Below are 15,744 nucleotides of genomic sequence, written 5' to 3' on the forward strand. Positions count from 1 at the left end.
ACGATGAACCAGTTCTTAGGAGGAACTAGTGGCAAAGGCAAAGTTCGAGCGGACCAAGCCGCACGTCAACATCGGCACCATCGGCCACGTTGACCACGGCAAGACCACGCTGACCGCCGCCATCTCGAAGGTCCTGTACGACAAGTACCCGGACCTGAACGAGGCCCGTGACTTCGCGACGATCGACTCGGCCCCCGAGGAGCGTCAGCGCGGCATCACGATCAACATCTCCCACGTGGAGTACCAGACCGACAAGCGCCACTACGCGCACGTCGACGCCCCCGGTCACGCCGACTACATCAAGAACATGATCACCGGCGCGGCCCAGATGGACGGCGCGATCCTCGTGGTCGCCGCCACCGACGGCCCCATGGCCCAGACGCGCGAGCACGTGCTGCTCGCCCGCCAGGTCGGCGTGCCGGCCCTGCTCGTGGCCCTGAACAAGTCGGACATGGTCGAGGACGAGGAGCTCCTCGAGCTCGTCGAGATGGAGGTCCGCGAGCTGCTGTCCTCCCAGGAGTTCGACGGCGACGACGCTCCCGTCATCCGCACCTCCGGCCTCAAGGCCCTCGAGGGCGACGAGAAGTGGGTCAAGACCGTCGAGGAGCTCATGGACGCCGTGGATGACTTCATCCCGGATCCGGTCCGCGACAAGGACAAGCCGTTCCTCATGCCCATCGAGGACGTCTTCACCATCACCGGCCGTGGCACCGTGGTGACCGGCCGCGCCGAGCGTGGCACCCTGGCCATCAACTCGGACGTGGAGATCGTGGGCATCCGCCCCGTGCAGAAGACCACCGTCACCGGCATCGAGATGTTCCACAAGCAGCTCGACGAGGCCTGGGCCGGCGAGAACTGCGGTCTGCTGCTCCGCGGCCTGAAGCGCGACGACGTCGAGCGCGGCCAGGTCGTGGTGAAGCCGGGCTCCATCACCCCGCACACCAACTTCGAGGCGAACGTCTACATCCTGTCCAAGGACGAGGGTGGCCGTCACAACCCGTTCTACTCGAACTACCGCCCGCAGTTCTACTTCCGCACCACCGACGTCACCGGCGTCATCACGCTGCCCGAGGGCACCGAGATGGTCATGCCCGGCGACACCACCGAGATGTCGGTCGAGCTGATCCAGCCGATCGCCATGGAGGAGGGCCTCGGCTTCGCCATCCGTGAGGGTGGCCGCACCGTGGGCTCCGGCCGCGTCACCAAGATCACTGCGTGATCTGACGTCCGCTCACTGAGCGGGCGGCCACGCGAGGGCCCCCTCACCCGTACGGGTGAGGGGGCCCTCGCGCGTCCCCGCGCGGCGAGGCCGGAGTCGCGTCCGGCGGCCGGGCGTCGTGGAGGGCCTCCGACGCCCGGCTATGGTGGGGGCATGGACCTCCTCATCACCCTCCTCGTCGTCCTGGCCGTCGTGGCCGCCGTCGTCTGGGGCCTGCGCACCTTCCGCCCCGAGATCGAGCGGGCCCGCCGCATCCGCCGTGCCGAGCGCGGGGGAGAGCTGCGCCGGTGAGCGCTCCCGGCCCGCGCACGCTGTTCCGCCTGGCCGCAGGCGCGGAGATGGTCACGTGGGCGCTGCTCCTCGCGGCCATGGCGCTCAAGTACAGCGGCACCACGGACGCCCTGATGGCGGCCGCCGGCGGCGTGCACGGGTTCGTCTTCCTCTGCTACGCCCTGATCACCGTGGCGGTGTGGATCGACGGCCGCTGGTCCGCGGGCCGGGGGCTGGCCGGCCTGGCCTCCTCCGTGGTGCCGTTCATGACGGTCCCCTTCGAGCGGTCCGCGGCCCGTCGCGGAGAGCCGGCGGAGTCCTGGCGCGCCCCGGCCCGTGCCGAGCACGAGCGCACCGCCCCTGAGCGCCTCGTCGTGGCCGTCCTGCGCCACCCGCTCGTCAGCGCCCTCGCCGCCGTCGTCCTCGTGGCCCTCGTCTTCACCCTGCTCCTGAACGCGGGACCGCCGACCGAGTGGGGCCGCTGAGGCCGTACGACGGGCCGCCCTGCGGCCGCGGGGGAGGGGCTCACCGGCCGATTGGCGCGGTGGGCCCTTCTCTGTCATACTGGATCAGTTGCTCAAGCGCCATTGTGCGGTCGTCGTGTGTCTCGCGGCGTCGCTCGGCCCAGACGCAGCGCATCCACTCCGACCGCGCCTTCAGGGCGCGTGCCTCCTCACCGAGGCGACACGCCCGAGTGCGTGGACCGGAGGCCGGCGGCGGCGAGGAACCCGGTGGAACCGGATTCGCCCCGCGCGGACGATGGACAAGAAGGCGGGCCCCCCGGGGTGCGCCGCACAGGGACAGGAACAGCACACCCGACGAGAGAGGCGTGACGCCATGGCGGGACAGAAGATCCGCATCCGGCTGAAGTCGTACGACCACGAGGTCATCGACGTCTCGGCCCGCAAGATCGTTGACACGGTCACGCGCGCAGGCGCGACGGTGGTGGGCCCCGTGCCCCTGCCGACGGAGAAGAACGTGTACTGCGTTATCCGTTCTCCCCACAAGTACAAGGACAGCCGCGAGCATTTCGAGATGCGCACCCACAAGCGGCTCATCGACATCATCGACCCGACCCCCAAGGCCGTCGACTCGCTCATGCGACTGGACCTGCCCGCGGACGTCAACATCGAGATCAAGCTCTGAGAGGGAGGTGCTGAGAGACTATGACCAACAACACCCAGAACGTGAAGGGCCTGCTGGGCACGAAGCTCGGCATGACCCAGGTCTGGGATGAGGAGAACAACCTCATCCCCGTGACCGTGGTCCAGGCTGACGCGAACGTCGTCACCCAGCTGCGCTCGGCCGAGACGGACGGCTACAGCGCCGTCCAGATCGCCTACGGCCAGATCGACCCCCGCCGCGTGACCAAGCCCCTGGCCGGTCACTTCGAGAAGGCCGGCGTCACGCCGCGCCGCCACCTCGTCGAGCTCCGCACCGCGGACGCCGCCGAGTACACGCTCGGCCAGGACGTGACCGTCGAGGTCTTCCAGGCCGGCCAGAAGGTCGACGTCGTCGGCACCACCAAGGGCAAGGGCTTCGCCGGCGCCATGAAGCGCCACGGCTTCTCCGGCGTGGGCGCCTCGCACGGTGCGCACAAGAACCACCGCAAGCCCGGCTCCGTGGGCGGCGCGTCCACCCCCGGTCGCGTGTTCAAGGGGCAGCGTATGCCCGGTCGCATGGGTGCCGTCCGCCAGACCACCATGAACCTGACGCTCCACGGCATCGACGTGGAGAACAACCTCCTGCTGATCAAGGGCGCCGTGCCCGGCTCCAAGGGCCAGGTCGTTCTCGTCCGCAGCGCCGTGAAGGGAGCCTGAGACCATGGCTGAGAACTCCGTGAAGACCGTCCAGGTCGAGCTGCCCGCCGAGATCTTCGACGTGCAGGCCAACGTCCCGCTGATGCACCAGGTCGTCGTGGCCCAGCTGGCCGCGGCCCGCCAGGGCACGCACAAGGTCAAGCGCCGCGGCGAGGTGTCCGGCGCCGGCCGCAAGCCGTTCAAGCAGAAGGGCACCGGTCGCGCCCGTCAGGGCTCCATCCGCGCCCCGCACATGACCGGCGGCGGCATCGTCCACGGCCCCACGCCGCGTGACTACTCGCAGCGCACCCCCAAGAAGATGAAGGCCGCCGCCCTCCGCGGCGCCCTGTCGGACCGCGCCCGCAACGGCCGCGTCCACGTCGTCGAGGCCCTCGTGTCCGGGACCACCCCGTCCACCAAGGCCGCCAAGGCGGGTCTCGAGTCGCTGAGCACCGGCCGGAAGAACATCCTGCTGGTGATCGATCGCGCCGACGACCTCACCGCCCTGTCCGCACGCAACCTGCCCGCGGTCCACACCCTCTACGCCGACCAGCTGAACACCTATGACGTGCTCGTCTCCGACGACGTCGTGTTCACCCAGGCGGCCTACGAGCAGTACGTGGCCCAGGCCTCCGGTGCCAAGAAGGAGGATGCCCAGTGAGCGGCTCCATCAACAAGGATCCCCGCGACGTGATCATCGCTCCCGTCGTGTCGGAGAAGAGCTACGGTCTGATCGACGAGGGCAAGTACACCTTCCTGGTCGACCCGCGCTCCAACAAGACCGAGATCAAGCAGGCGGTGGAGCGCATCTTCAACGTCGACGTCGCCTCGGTCAACACCCTGAACCGTCCCGGCAAGCGCCGCCGCACCCGCTTCGGGTGGGGTCAGCGCAAGTCGACCAAGCGAGCCATCATCTCGCTCAAGGACGGCGCGACCATCGACATCTTCGGAGGTCCGCTCGCCTCTTGAGGCGACGCGGAGACCACTTAATCGAGGAAGACACCCATGGCTATCCGTAAGTACAAGCCGACCACCCCGGGCCTTCGCGGCTCGTCCGTGGCCGACTTCGCAGAGATCACCCGGTCCACGCCGGAGAAGTCCCTTCTCCGCCCGCTGCACAAGACCGGCGGCCGCAACAACACGGGCCGCATCACGACCCGTCACAAGGGCGGCGGCCACAAGCGCCAGTACCGTCTGGTCGACTTCCGTCGCCACGACAAGGACGGCGTGCCCGCCACTGTCGCGCACATCGAGTACGACCCGAACCGCACCGCCCGCATCGCGCTCCTGCACTATGCGGACGGCGCCAAGCGCTACATCCTGGCCCCGGCCAAGCTGCAGCAGGGCGACACGGTGGAGGCCGGCCCGAACGCCGACATCAAGCCCGGCAACAACCTGCCGCTGCGCAACATCCCCGTGGGCACCACGATCCACGCGGTGGAGCTGCGTCCCGGCGGCGGTGCCAAGATGGCCCGCTCCGCCGGCGCCTCCGTGCAGCTCGTCGCCCGTGAGGGCAAGTACGCGCAGCTGCGCCTGCCCTCCGGCGAGATCCGCAACGTCGACGTCCGCTGCCGCGCGACGATCGGCGAGGTCGGCAATGCCGAGCAGTCGAACATCAACTGGGGCAAGGCCGGCCGCATGCGCTGGAAGGGCGTCCGCCCGACCGTCCGCGGCGTCGTCATGAACCCCGTCGACCACCCGCACGGCGGTGGCGAGGGCAAGACCTCCGGTGGTCGCCACCCGGTCAACCCCAACGGCAAGCCCGAGGGTCGCACCCGCCGCCCGAACAAGGAAAGCGACAAGCTCATCGTGCGTCGCCGCCGTACCGGCAAGAACAAGCGATAAGGGAGCTGAGAAGACATGCCTCGTAGCCTGAAGAAGGGCCCCTTCGTGGATCAGCACCTTTACCTCAAGGTTCTGGCCGAGAACGACAAGGGCAGCAAGAACGTCATCAAGACCTGGTCCCGCCGGTCGATGATCATCCCGGACATGCTGGGTCACACCATCGCCGTCCATGACGGCCGCAAGCACGTCCCGGTGTTCGTCACCGAGTCGATGGTGGGTCACAAGCTGGGCGAGTTCGCCCCCACCCGCACGTTCCGCGGCCACGTGAAGGACGACAAGAAGGGCAAGCGTCGCTGAGCCTCACGGCTCGCGGTGCTTGACCTTCGAGAGAAAGAGAGAAGCAATGGAAGCCAAGGCAATTGCGCGCCACCTGCGCGTGACGCCGATGAAGGCCCGGCGCGTCGTCGACCTGGTCCGTGGCAAGCAGGCCACCGAAGCGCTCGCCATCCTGAAGTTCGCCCAGCAGGGCGCTTCGGAGCCGGTGTTCAAGCTCGTGACCTCCGCGGTGGCGAACGCCCGAGTCAAGGCCGATCGCGAGGGCGTCGCCTTCAACGAGGACGCCCTGTACATCACGGAGGCCTTCGTGGACGAGGGCCCGACGATGAAGCGGTTCCAGCCCCGTGCTCAGGGCCGCGCGTTCCGCATCAACAAGCGCACCAGCCACGTCACCGTGGTGGTCGCATCCAAGGACGAGAAGGGTGGGAACTGACCAATGGGACAGAAGATCAACCCCAACGGGTTCCGCCTCGGCATCACCACCGACCACGTCTCGCACTGGTTCGCGGACTCCCACAAGGAGGGCCAGCGCTACGCTGACTTCCTCAAGGAGGACATCAAGATCCGCGAGCTGATGACCCACGGCATGGAGCGCGCCGGCATCTCCAAGGTGGAGATCGAGCGCACCCGTGACCGCGTGCGGGTGGACATCCACACCGCCCGCCCGGGCATCGTGATCGGTCGCCGCGGCGCAGAGGCCGACCGCATCCGCGGTGAGCTCGAGAAGCTCACCCGCAAGCAGATCCAGCTGAACATCCTCGAGGTCAAGAACCCCGAGACCGATGCGCAGCTCGTCGCCCAGGGCGTCGCGGAGCAGCTCGCCTCGCGCGTGGCCTTCCGCCGCGCGATGAAGAAGGCCATCCAGTCCGCCATGCGGGCCGGGGCCCAGGGCATCCGCATCCAGTGCGCCGGCCGTCTCGGCGGCGCCGAGATGAGCCGTTCGGAGTTCTACCGCGAGGGCCGCGTGCCGCTGCACACCCTCCGCGCGAACATCGACTTCGGCAAGTTCGAGGCGAAGACCACCTTCGGCCGCATCGGCGTGAAGGTCTGGATCTACAAGGGCGACCTGACCGCCAAGGAGCTCGCGGCCAAGGAGGCGGCCCAGCCGTCCGGCCGCGGCCGTGGCCGTGACGACCGTCGCGGCGGCGCCCCCGCCGGCGGCGAGCGCCGCCGTCGCAATGACCGTGCCGAGCGTGCTCCCCGCCAGGAGAACGCCGGCGCCGGCGCCGAGACCCCGGCCGCCGCTCCCGCTGAAGGAGGCAACGCCTGATGCTGATCCCCCGTCGCGTCAAGCACCGCAAGCAGCACCACCCCAAGCGTTCCGGCGCCGCCAAGGGCGGCACCACCGTGACGTTCGGCGAGTGGGGCATCCAGGCGCTCACGCCGGCCTATGTGACCAACCGTCAGATCGAGGCCGCCCGTATCGCCATGACCCGCTACATCAAGCGTGGCGGCAAGGTCTGGATCAACATCTACCCGGACCGCCCGCTGACCAAGAAGCCCGCCGAGACCCGCATGGGCTCCGGCAAGGGCTCCACGGAGTGGTGGGTCGCCAACGTCAAGCCCGGACGCGTGCTGTTCGAGCTCTCGGGCGTCTCCGAGGACGTGGCCCGCGAGGCGCTGCGTCTGGCCATCCACAAGCTGCCGCTGAAGGCCCGAATCATCCGTCGAGAGGGTGGTGAGTGATCCATGGCCATCGGTACCAAGGATCTGAACGTCGAGTCCCTGGACGGACAGGACAACGCGAGCCTGCTGGAGGCCCTCAAGGCCTCCAAGGAGGAGCTGTTCAACCTGCGCTTCCAGGCCGCCACCGGCCAGCTGGACAACGCCAGCCGGCTGAAGACCGTCAAGCGTGACATCGCGCGCATCTACACGATCCTGCGCGAGCGCGAGCTGGGCATCCGTGGCGATGTCCCCGCCGCGGCGCAGGCTGAGCCGAAGAACGAGGAGGCTGCCCAGTGACCGAGCAGACCGCTGCCAGCACCGAGGAGCGCGGCTACCGCAAGGCGCTCCGCGGCGTCGTCGTGTCCGACAAGATGGACAAGACCATCGTCGTCGAGGTCGAGGACCGCAAGAAGCACGCCCTGTACGGCAAGGTGCTCAAGTCGTCGAAGCGCGTGAAGGCGCACGACGAGGAGAACACCGCCGGCGTGGGCGACCGCGTCCGCATCGCCGAGACCCGCCCGCTGTCCGCCTCCAAGCGGTGGCGCCTGGTGGAGATCGTCGAGCGCGCCAAGTGATGCCCGCGGTCCGGTGAGTCCGGACCGCACCACAGAGCCGCCCCGTGCATCAGCACGGGGCGGCTCTGTGCTAGAGTGGAGTGTTCGTGCGCCCTTTGTTGGCAGGACCATCCATCCTGCGTGCCGAGGGTGTCGCACGCCGATCCCGGATCCGCCTCGGCCCTGCCCCGCGCATCGATCCGCGTCCATGAGCCCGCAGCTGTCTGAAAACGCTGTGCGGCCCGTGCCGCGGAGACGTCCGCCACGGGGGCAGGGGTAAGCGTCCCGGGATGACCGTTCAACCGTTCCGCAAGGCTCGCCCAACAGTGGGGGAGAACCGGCGCGACGCTAGGAGAGACAAGTGATCCAGCAGGAGTCGCGGCTCAAGGTCGCCGACAACACCGGTGCGAAGGAGATCCTGACCATCCGTGTTCTCGGTGGCTCAGGACGCCGCTACGCAGGAATCGGCGACACGATTGTCGCCACCGTCAAGGACGCCATCCCCGGCGGCAACGTCAAGAAGGGCGATGTCGTCAAGGCCGTGGTGGTGCGGACCCGCAAGGAGTCCCGCCGTCCCGACGGCTCGTACATCCGCTTCGATGAGAACGCGGCCGTGATCCTCAAGACCGACGGCGAGCCCCGTGGCACGCGCATCTTCGGTCCCGTGGGGCGCGAGCTGCGCGACAAGCGCTTCATGAAGATCGTGTCGCTCGCCCCGGAGGTGATCTGACCCTCATGGCCAAGATCAAGAAGGATGACCTCGTGCAGGTCATCGCAGGCAAGGACAAGGGCAAGCAGGGCAAGGTCCTGCGCGTCTTCCCCGCCGACGAGCGAGTGCTGGTGGAGGGCGTCAACCGCGTCACCAAGCACCTGCGCGCCGGCCAGAACAACAACGGCTCCACCGAGGGCGGCCTGCAGGTCGTCGAGGCCCCGATCCACATCTCGAACGTGGCCGTCGTGGACCCCGAGACCCAGAAGCCGACCCGTGTGGGCTACCGCTTCGAGACCGTCCAGAAGGGCGGCGAGGACGTCACCGTGAAGGTGCGCTTCGCCAAGTCCTCGGGGAAGGAGCTGTGATGACCGAGGTGCAGCAGACCGAGAAGGTCACCCCGCGTCTGAAGGCCAAGTACCGCGACGAGATCCGCGGCGGCCTCCAGGAGCAGTTCCAGTACGCGAACGTCATGCAGGTGCCGGGCCTCGTGAAGGTCGTCGTGAACATGGGTGTCGGCGAGGCCGCCAAGGACTCCAAGATCATCGACGGCGCCGTCACGGACCTCACCGCGATCACCGGCCAGAAGCCGATGGTCACCAAGGCCCGCAAGTCCATCGCGCAGTTCAAGCTGCGTGAGGGCATGCCGATCGGCACGCACGCCACCCTCCGTGGCGACCGCATGTGGGAGTTCCTGGACCGCCTCGTCACGCTCGCGCTCCCGCGCATCCGTGACTTCCGCGGCCTGTCCGACCGCCAGTTCGACGGCAACGGCAACTACACCTTCGGCCTGTCCGAGCAGACCGTGTTCCACGAGATCGATCAGGACAAGATCGACCGCGTGCGCGGCATGGACATCACCGTGGTGACCACCGCCAAGAACGACGACGAGGGCCGCGCGCTGCTGAAGGCGCTGGGCTTCCCGTTCAAGACCGACCAGTAAGACCTCCGCGCCACAGGTCCCCCACCGGTGAACCGGTGCGGGAAACCACGGCGAGAAAGGGCGGAAGCCCACATGACCATGACCGATCCCGTCGCAGACATGCTCACCCGTCTGCGCAACGCCAATTCGGCCTACCACGACACCGTGTCCATGCCGTCCTCCAAGCTGAAGACCCGCCTCGCGGAGATCCTCAAGGCAGAGGGCTACATCCAGGACTGGCGTGAAGAGGAGGCCGAGGTCGGCAAGAAGCTGACCATCGACCTGAAGTTCGGCCCGCAGCGTGAGCGCGCGATCGCCGGCCTGCGTCGTATCTCCAAGCCGGGCCTTCGCGTGTACGCGAAGTCCACCACCCTGCCCCACGTGCTGGGCGGCCTCGGCATCGCCATCCTGTCCACCTCCTCGGGTCTGCTCACGGACCGCCAGGCCGCCAAGAAGGGCGTGGGTGGGGAAGTCCTCGCCTACGTCTGGTGACGGGCGAGACGGAAGAAAGGCTGAACTGATATGTCGCGAATCGGACGTCTGCCGATCACCATCCCGAGCGGCGTCGATGTCACCATCGACGGCGCCCGCGTCTCCGTGAAGGGCCCCAAGGGCCAGCTGGAGCACACGCTGCCCACGCCCATCACGGCCACCCTCGAGGAGGGGCAGGTCATCGTGGCCCGTCCCGACGACGAGCGCGAGTCCCGCTCCCTCCACGGCCTGTCCCGCACCCTGATCAGCAACATGGTCGAGGGCGTGACCAACGGCTTCTCCAAGCAGCTCGAGGTCGTCGGCACCGGCTACCGCGTGCAGGCCAAGGGTCAGGACCTCGAGTTCGCCCTGGGCTACTCCCACCCCGTCCCGGTGAAGTGCCCCGAGGGCATCGCGTTCACCGTCGCGGGCAACACGGTGACCGTCGCCGGCATCGACAAGCAGAAGGTCGGCGAGACCGCCGCCAACATCCGCAAGCTGCGTCGCCCTGACCCGTACAAGGGCAAGGGCGTCCGCTATGCGGGCGAGCAGATCCGCCGCAAGGCCGGAAAGGCAGGTAAGTGATGTCTACTCTGAAGGTGAAGGGCAAGGGCAAGTTCAACGCCCGCACCCGCCGCCACCTCCGGGTGCGCAAGCGGATCTCCGGCACCACCGTCCGTCCCCGCCTCGTCGTCAACCGCTCCGCGCGCCACATGTTCGTGCAGATCGTGGACGACACGCAGAGCCGCACGCTCGCCTCTGCCTCCACCATGGAGGCTGACGTGCGCGCGCTCGAGGGCGACAAGACGGCCAAGGCCAAGCGCGTCGGCGAGCTCGTCGCCCAGCGTGCCCAGGCCGCCGGCATCGACGCCGTGGTCTTCGACCGCGGCGGCAACAAGTACCACGGGCGCGTTGCGGCCGTGGCCGACGGTGCGCGAGAGGGTGGGCTGAAGCTGTGAGCGAGAACAACAACGAGAAGGGCACCCAGGTGACCGAGACCACCGAGACCCCCGTGTCCGAGACCGCCTCGGGCTCGGCCAGCCACACCACCGAGCGTTCCGCCGGCGGCCGTGGCGGTCGCGACGGCGGTCGCGGCGGGCGTGACGGAGACCGTCGCGGTCGTCGTGACGACCGCAACGGTCGCGGCAACGACGAGGAGAAGGACGCGTTCCTCGAGCGCGTCGTCGCCATCAACCGCGTGTCCAAGGTCGTCAAGGGCGGCCGCCGCTTCTCCTTCACCGCCCTCGTGGTGGTGGGTGACGGCGACGGCACCGTCGGTGTGGGCTACGGCAAGGCGAAGGAGGTCCCCGCCGCGATCCAGAAGGCCGTGGAGGAGGCCAAGAAGTCCTTCTTCCGCGTGCCCCGCGTGGGCTCCACCATCCCGCACCTCGTGCAGGGTGAGGACGCCGCCGGCGTCGTGCTGCTGCGTCCGGCGTCCCCGGGTACCGGCGTGATCGCCGGCGGTCCGGTGCGTGCCGTGCTGGAGTGCGCCGGCATCCACGACGTGCTCTCCAAGTCCATGGGCTCCGTGAACGCCATCAACATCGTCCGCGGCACCGTGGACGCGCTGAAGCGCCTCGAGGAGCCCCAGGCCGTCGCGGCCCGCCGCGGCAAGTCCCTGGACGAGATCGCGCCCCACGCGATGCTGCGCACCATGGAGAACGACCGCGCCAAGAAGAGCGCGCAGAAGGCAGGTGTGTGAGCTGTGTCTGAGCCCACTCGCAAGAACGTCCAGCCCTCGGACGCCACTCTGGTGATCACCCAGACCCGTGGCGTGACGGGGACCAAGCAGAACCAGCGGGACACCCTCCGCTCGCTCGGCCTCAAGCGGATCGGCCACCAGGTCACCCGCAAGGCCGACGCGGCGACCGTGGGCATGGTCAACACCGTGCCGCACCTGGTGTCCGTGGAGGAGGTCAACCATGGCTGAGAACGACGCCATCAAGATCCACGACCTGCGTCCTGCCCCCGGAGCCAAGACCGCCAAGACCCGCGTGGGTCGAGGCGAGGGCTCCAAGGGCAAGACCGCCGGCCGTGGCACCAAGGGCACGAAGTCCCGCTACCAGGTCCGTGTGGGCTTCGAGGGCGGCCAGCTGCCCCTGCACATGCGCCTGCCGAAGCTTCGCGGCTTCAAGAACCCGTTCCGCACCGAGTACCAGGTGGTCAACCTGGACAAGCTCTCGGCGCACTTCCCGCAGGGCGGTGAGGTGTCCGTGGACGCCCTCGTCGCCGCGGGCCTCGTCCGCAAGAACCAGCCCGTGAAGGTGCTGGGGACCGGCGAGATCACCGTTCCGGTGCAGGTCACCGCGAACGCCTTCTCCGCCTCCGCCGTCGAGAAGATCGCGGCGGCCGGCGGCTCGACGCAGACCGTCTGATCCGCTGATCGACCACACGGGCCCCGGGCCCGGGGCCATCCGCCCCGGCCCGGGGCCTTCGTGCTCCGTGTAGACTCGCACGGTGGCCCGCCCGGTGCGGCGGGCCCTCGTGCGTCCCCCGCGTGGGGGAGCGCCGAACCCCCACCCCCCGCAGGAGGACATGTGTTCAAGGCCATCGCGCGGATCGCCCGGACGCCAGACCTGAGGCGGAAGATCTTCTTCACGCTCGGTCTCATCGCGGTCTACCGGCTCGGCGCCTTCGTGCCCTCCCCGGGTGTGGACTACGCGGCGGTGCAGACCTGCCTGGCCTCCGGCAGCACCACCGGGGGCCTCTACTCGTTCGTGAACATGTTCTCGGGCGGGGCGCTGCTCCAGGTCTCGGTCTTCGCGCTGGGGATCATGCCGTACATCACGGCCTCCATCATCGTCCAGCTGCTGCGCGTGGTGATCCCGCGCTTCGAGCAGCTCCACCAGGAGGGGCCGCAGGGCCAGGCCACCCTGACGCAGTACACCCGGTACCTCACCATCGCGCTCGCCCTCCTCCAGGCCACCACCATGACGTCGCTGGCCCGTTCCGGCGCGCTGCTCAACTGCAGCATCCCCCTCCTGCGGGACGACTCGCTGCTCACCGTCCTCCTCGTGGTGATCGTCCTGGCCACCGGCTGCGTCGTCGTGATGTGGCTGGGCGAGCGGATCACGGAGAACGGGGTCGGCAATGGCATCTCCCTGCTGATCTTCGCCTCGATCGCGGCGAGCTTCCCGTCCGGCATCGCACAGGTGCTGCAGACCCAGGGGTGGCGCACGTTCGCCGTCGTGATGGTGGTCGGTCTCCTGACGATGCTGGCCATCGTGTTCGTGGAGGAGTCCCAGCGCCGGATCCCGGTGCAGTACGCGAAGCGGCAGATCGGCTCGCGCACCGTGGGCGGCTCGAGCACGTTCATCCCGATCAAGGTCAACATGGCCAACGTGATCCCGGTGATCTTCGCGTCCTCCGTGCTGATGCTCCCGGGCATCCTGATCCAGTTCAACACCCCGCAGGACGGCTCCGCACCGCCCGCATGGGTGGGCTTCCTCAGCACGTACTTCTCCGGGGGGGACCACCCCGTCTACATGGCGCTGTACCTGCTGCTGATCATCGGCTTCACCTACTTCTACGTCTCCATCACGTTCAACCCGCAGGAGATCTCGGACAACATGAAGCGGTACGGCGGCTTCATCCCGGGTGTGCGGGCGGGGCGCCCCACGGAGCGCTACCTCCAGTACGTCATCAGCCGGATCACGCTCCCCGGTGCCCTGTATCTGGGTATCGTGGCCATGATCCCGCTGATCGCCTTCGTGCTGATCGGCGCCAACCAGAACTTCCCGTTCGGCGGCACGTCCATCCTCATCATGGTGGGCGTGGGCCTCCAGACGGTGAAGCAGATCAACGCGCAGATGGAGCAGCGCCACTATGAGGGCCTGCTGCGCTGAGCGGCCGCCACGGACGTCCACCATCTCGAGAGTGAGGAACACACGATGACCCGCATGCTGATCATGGGCCCTCCCGGATCCGGTAAGGGCACCCAGGCCTCCCGGATCGCCGACAAGCTGGGGATCGTCCCCATCTCCACCGGCGACATCTTCCGCCACAACGTCAAGGCCATGACCCCGCTCGGCGTCGAGGCCAAGCGCTACATCGACAACGGCGACTTCGTGCCCGACGACGTCACCAACCGCATGGTGGCCGACCGCATCGCCCAGCCCGACGCGGAGCACGGCTTCCTCCTGGACGGCTACCCCCGCACCGCGGGCCAGGTCGAGGCGCTCGACGCCATGCTGCGCGAGGCCGGCCAGGCCCTGTCCGCCGTCGTCGAGCTCGAGGTGCCGGACGCCGAGCTCGTGGAGCGTCTGCTCAAGCGCGCCGAGATCGAGGGCCGCGCCGACGACACCCAGGACGTCATCCAGCACCGCCTCGACCTCTATCACCGCGAGACGGAGGTCGTGATCGAGAACTACGTGGACCGCGGCATCGTGGCGCGCGTGGACGGCACGGGCCAGATCGACGACGTCACGGAGCGCCTGCTCCAGGCCGTCTACTCGGTGCGCGCGGCGACCGGCACCCTGCCCGTCATCACCCCGCGGACCGAGGCCTGACCGCGTGATCGGACGTCGCTCCCTCGAGCTCAAGACCACCCCCCAGCTGCAGGCCATGCAGCGTGCGGGGGTGGTCCTGTCCGCGGCCCTCGATGCCGCCGTGGACGCCGCCGCCCCCGGTGTGACCACCGCGGAGCTGGACGCCGTGTTCCGCGGCGTCCTCGCCGAGCACGGCGCAACCTCGAACTTCCTGGGCTACCACGGCTTCCCCGCCACGATCTGCGCGTCGGTGAACGAGGAGGTGGTCCACGGCATCCCCGGGGAGCGCGTCCTGCAGGCCGGCGACGTCCTGAAGATCGACGGCGGCGCGATCGTGGACGGCTGGCATGCCGACTCCGCGCGCACCGTGATCCTGGGGTCCTCCGCGGCCGGCACGGCGGACCCCGCGGACGAGCGCCTCTCCGCCATCACCCGCGAGGCCATGTGGGCGGGGATCGCCGCCTTCGCGTCCGCCACGCACGTGGGGGAGATCGGCGACGCCATCGACGACCACGTCTCGGCGCAGGACGGCCCCGAGCTCGGCATCCTCGAGGACTACGTGGGCCACGGCATCGGCTCGGCCATGCACCTGCCCCCGGACGTGTTCAACTACCGCACCGGGCACCAGGGCCCGCGCGTGCGCCCCGGCCTGGCGCTCGCGATCGAGCCCATGCTCGTGCGCGGCGGCATCGAGACCCGCACCCTCGAGGACGACTGGACCGTGGTGACGGAGGACGGGGCCCGGGCGAGCCAGTGGGAGCACTCGGTGTGCCGCCACGCCGGCGGCCTGTGGGTCCTCACCGCCCCCGACGGCGGCGCGTCCGAGCTGGCCCGCTTCGGCGTCACCCCGGTCCCGCCGGGGGAGTGACCCCGCACGCCCGGGCGTGGTGGTCAACCGGCTCCGGATGCGGTATCATCGAATGTTGATCGTGTCCGTTCGCCGTCGGCGTGCCGCCGCGATCCACCCCGTTCCCGCCCCGTGGGCGGCGCCACCGCGCCGCTGTCGGAGCATGACGATAGTGGAGGACATGGCTAAGAAGGAAGGTGTCATCGAGGTCGAGGGCACGGTGTCGGAGGCGTTGCCCAACGCGATGTTCCGCGTCCGTCTGCAGAACGAGCACGTCGTGCTCGCCACGATCTCCGGAAAGATGCGTCAGCACTACATCCGCATCCTCCCCGAGGATCGCGTCGTGGTGGAGCTTAGCCCGTACGACCTCAATCGAGGTCGCATCGTCTACCGCTACAAGTAAGACCCAACCCGTCCAAGCGAGCGCAGGAGGAAGAGCCGTGAAGGTTCAGCCGAGCGTGAAGCGGATTTGTGACAAGTGCCAGGTCGTGCGCCGTAAGGGCCGCGTTCTGGTGATCTGCTCGAACCCGCGCCACAAGCAGCGCCAGGGCTGATCGCCTCCCCCGTCTCGCGGGGGAGCGACGCCGTGCGCTGACGAGAACACCCAACCGGCCATGATGGCCGAACAGCAGGGACAACGGTCGCCCCCGTCACACGGGACGCGGCCGACACCTCCGGTG

28 protein-coding genes are annotated in these 15,744 nt (G+C 68.8%); all 28 read left to right on the forward strand.

Going from position 1 to position 15,744, the window contains the following annotated elements; genetic code table 11:
- The first annotated feature begins 28 nt into the window (after positions 1-28).
- Positions 29-1,219 carry an elongation factor Tu gene (tuf, locus tag NJC10_RS00810; RefSeq protein WP_248116035.1) on the forward strand — a complete coding sequence of 397 codons (1,191 nt, stop codon included), beginning with the start codon at positions 29-31 and terminating at the stop codon, positions 1,217-1,219.
- Positions 1,220-1,372: 153 nt separating this feature from the next.
- On the forward strand, positions 1,373-1,510 hold the full coding sequence (locus tag NJC10_RS00815) for a hypothetical protein (protein ID WP_248116033.1): 138 nt from the start codon (positions 1,373-1,375) through the stop codon (positions 1,508-1,510).
- Positions 1,507-1,974, forward strand: a complete 468-nt coding sequence (locus NJC10_RS00820) for a DUF3817 domain-containing protein (protein WP_248116031.1) — start codon at positions 1,507-1,509, stop codon at positions 1,972-1,974. The genes NJC10_RS00815 and NJC10_RS00820 overlap by 4 nt, the downstream gene beginning before the upstream one ends.
- A gap of 352 nt (positions 1,975-2,326) precedes the next feature.
- Complete coding sequence (rpsJ, locus tag NJC10_RS00825) at positions 2,327-2,635, forward strand: 30S ribosomal protein S10 (protein ID WP_002857463.1); 309 nt, start codon at positions 2,327-2,329, stop codon at positions 2,633-2,635.
- A gap of 20 nt (positions 2,636-2,655) precedes the next feature.
- Positions 2,656-3,309: a 50S ribosomal protein L3 gene (gene rplC / locus NJC10_RS00830; protein WP_248116029.1), complete on the forward strand. Its 654-nt coding sequence runs from the start codon at positions 2,656-2,658 to the stop codon at positions 3,307-3,309.
- A 4-nt stretch (positions 3,310-3,313) separates the two neighbouring features.
- Positions 3,314-3,949: a 50S ribosomal protein L4 gene (gene rplD, locus NJC10_RS00835; RefSeq protein ID WP_248116027.1), complete on the forward strand. Its 636-nt coding sequence runs from the start codon at positions 3,314-3,316 to the stop codon at positions 3,947-3,949.
- Positions 3,946-4,257 carry a 50S ribosomal protein L23 gene (rplW, locus tag NJC10_RS00840; protein WP_248116025.1) on the forward strand — a complete coding sequence of 104 codons (312 nt, stop codon included), beginning with the start codon at positions 3,946-3,948 and terminating at the stop codon, positions 4,255-4,257. The genes rplD and rplW overlap by 4 nt, the downstream gene beginning before the upstream one ends.
- Positions 4,258-4,293: 36 nt before the next feature.
- The gene (gene rplB, locus NJC10_RS00845; RefSeq protein WP_248116023.1) at positions 4,294-5,133 is read left to right on the forward strand and encodes a 50S ribosomal protein L2; all 840 of its coding nucleotides are present in this window, start codon (positions 4,294-4,296) and stop codon (positions 5,131-5,133) included.
- Positions 5,134-5,148: 15 nt separating this feature from the next.
- Positions 5,149-5,430 (forward strand): 30S ribosomal protein S19, encoded by a 282-nt coding sequence (gene rpsS / locus NJC10_RS00850; RefSeq protein ID WP_248116020.1) that lies wholly within the window; start codon positions 5,149-5,151, stop codon positions 5,428-5,430.
- 46 nt (positions 5,431-5,476) lie between these two features.
- Positions 5,477-5,842: a 50S ribosomal protein L22 gene (gene rplV / locus NJC10_RS00855; RefSeq protein ID WP_248116018.1), complete on the forward strand. Its 366-nt coding sequence runs from the start codon at positions 5,477-5,479 to the stop codon at positions 5,840-5,842.
- A gap of 3 nt (positions 5,843-5,845) precedes the next feature.
- Positions 5,846-6,679 (forward strand): 30S ribosomal protein S3, encoded by an 834-nt coding sequence (gene rpsC, locus NJC10_RS00860; RefSeq protein WP_248116016.1) that lies wholly within the window; start codon positions 5,846-5,848, stop codon positions 6,677-6,679.
- Positions 6,679-7,095, forward strand: a complete 417-nt coding sequence (rplP, locus tag NJC10_RS00865; RefSeq protein ID WP_248116014.1) for a 50S ribosomal protein L16 — start codon at positions 6,679-6,681, stop codon at positions 7,093-7,095. Before rpsC ends, rplP begins: the two co-directional genes overlap by 1 nt.
- Before the next feature lie 3 nt (positions 7,096-7,098).
- Complete coding sequence (gene rpmC, locus NJC10_RS00870; RefSeq protein ID WP_248116012.1) at positions 7,099-7,371, forward strand: 50S ribosomal protein L29; 273 nt, start codon at positions 7,099-7,101, stop codon at positions 7,369-7,371.
- The gene (rpsQ, locus tag NJC10_RS00875) at positions 7,368-7,649 is read left to right on the forward strand and encodes a 30S ribosomal protein S17 (protein WP_298711718.1); all 282 of its coding nucleotides are present in this window, start codon (positions 7,368-7,370) and stop codon (positions 7,647-7,649) included. Before rpmC ends, rpsQ begins: the two co-directional genes overlap by 4 nt.
- 340 nt (positions 7,650-7,989) lie before the next feature.
- Positions 7,990-8,358: a 50S ribosomal protein L14 gene (gene rplN / locus NJC10_RS00880; RefSeq protein ID WP_248116010.1), complete on the forward strand. Its 369-nt coding sequence runs from the start codon at positions 7,990-7,992 to the stop codon at positions 8,356-8,358.
- Between the two features lie 5 nt (positions 8,359-8,363).
- Positions 8,364-8,705, forward strand: a complete 342-nt coding sequence (gene rplX / locus NJC10_RS00885) for a 50S ribosomal protein L24 (RefSeq protein ID WP_248116008.1) — start codon at positions 8,364-8,366, stop codon at positions 8,703-8,705.
- Complete coding sequence (gene rplE / locus NJC10_RS00890) at positions 8,705-9,280, forward strand: 50S ribosomal protein L5 (protein WP_248116006.1); 576 nt, start codon at positions 8,705-8,707, stop codon at positions 9,278-9,280. Before rplX ends, rplE begins: the two co-directional genes overlap by 1 nt.
- A gap of 72 nt (positions 9,281-9,352) precedes the next feature.
- Positions 9,353-9,751 carry a 30S ribosomal protein S8 gene (gene rpsH, locus NJC10_RS00895; protein WP_248116004.1) on the forward strand — a complete coding sequence of 133 codons (399 nt, stop codon included), beginning with the start codon at positions 9,353-9,355 and terminating at the stop codon, positions 9,749-9,751.
- A 30-nt stretch (positions 9,752-9,781) separates the two neighbouring features.
- On the forward strand, positions 9,782-10,315 hold the full coding sequence (rplF, locus tag NJC10_RS00900; protein WP_248116002.1) for a 50S ribosomal protein L6: 534 nt from the start codon (positions 9,782-9,784) through the stop codon (positions 10,313-10,315).
- Positions 10,315-10,689 (forward strand): 50S ribosomal protein L18, encoded by a 375-nt coding sequence (gene rplR, locus NJC10_RS00905; RefSeq protein WP_248116000.1) that lies wholly within the window; start codon positions 10,315-10,317, stop codon positions 10,687-10,689. The genes rplF and rplR overlap by 1 nt, the downstream gene beginning before the upstream one ends.
- Positions 10,686-11,432, forward strand: coding sequence for a 30S ribosomal protein S5 (gene rpsE / locus NJC10_RS00910; protein ID WP_248115998.1), 747 nt, complete (start codon positions 10,686-10,688; stop codon positions 11,430-11,432). Before rplR ends, rpsE begins: the two co-directional genes overlap by 4 nt.
- 3 nt (positions 11,433-11,435) lie before the next feature.
- On the forward strand, positions 11,436-11,660 hold the full coding sequence (rpmD, locus tag NJC10_RS00915) for a 50S ribosomal protein L30 (RefSeq protein WP_248115996.1): 225 nt from the start codon (positions 11,436-11,438) through the stop codon (positions 11,658-11,660).
- Positions 11,653-12,105, forward strand: a complete 453-nt coding sequence (rplO, locus tag NJC10_RS00920) for a 50S ribosomal protein L15 (RefSeq protein WP_298987176.1) — start codon at positions 11,653-11,655, stop codon at positions 12,103-12,105. The genes rpmD and rplO overlap by 8 nt, the downstream gene beginning before the upstream one ends.
- 162 nt (positions 12,106-12,267) lie before the next feature.
- Positions 12,268-13,575, forward strand: coding sequence for a preprotein translocase subunit SecY (gene secY / locus NJC10_RS00925; RefSeq protein WP_248115992.1), 1,308 nt, complete (start codon positions 12,268-12,270; stop codon positions 13,573-13,575).
- Between the two features lie 45 nt (positions 13,576-13,620).
- Positions 13,621-14,238 (forward strand): adenylate kinase, encoded by a 618-nt coding sequence (locus tag NJC10_RS00930; protein WP_248115988.1) that lies wholly within the window; start codon positions 13,621-13,623, stop codon positions 14,236-14,238.
- Positions 14,239-14,242: 4 nt separating this feature from the next.
- Positions 14,243-15,085, forward strand: coding sequence for a type I methionyl aminopeptidase (map, locus tag NJC10_RS00935; protein WP_319074050.1), 843 nt, complete (start codon positions 14,243-14,245; stop codon positions 15,083-15,085).
- 160 nt (positions 15,086-15,245) lie between these two features.
- Entirely contained in the window at positions 15,246-15,467 is a 222-nt protein-coding gene (infA, locus tag NJC10_RS00940) for a translation initiation factor IF-1 (RefSeq protein WP_010080397.1), read from the forward strand.
- Between the two features lie 37 nt (positions 15,468-15,504).
- On the forward strand, positions 15,505-15,618 hold the full coding sequence (gene rpmJ / locus NJC10_RS00945) for a 50S ribosomal protein L36 (protein WP_002857509.1): 114 nt from the start codon (positions 15,505-15,507) through the stop codon (positions 15,616-15,618).
- Positions 15,619-15,744 lie beyond the last annotated feature (126 nt).

Origin of the sequence: Micrococcus sp. M4NT, assembly GCF_033790745.1 — a bacterium.
Taxonomy (GTDB): Bacteria; Actinomycetota; Actinomycetes; order Actinomycetales; family Micrococcaceae; genus Micrococcus.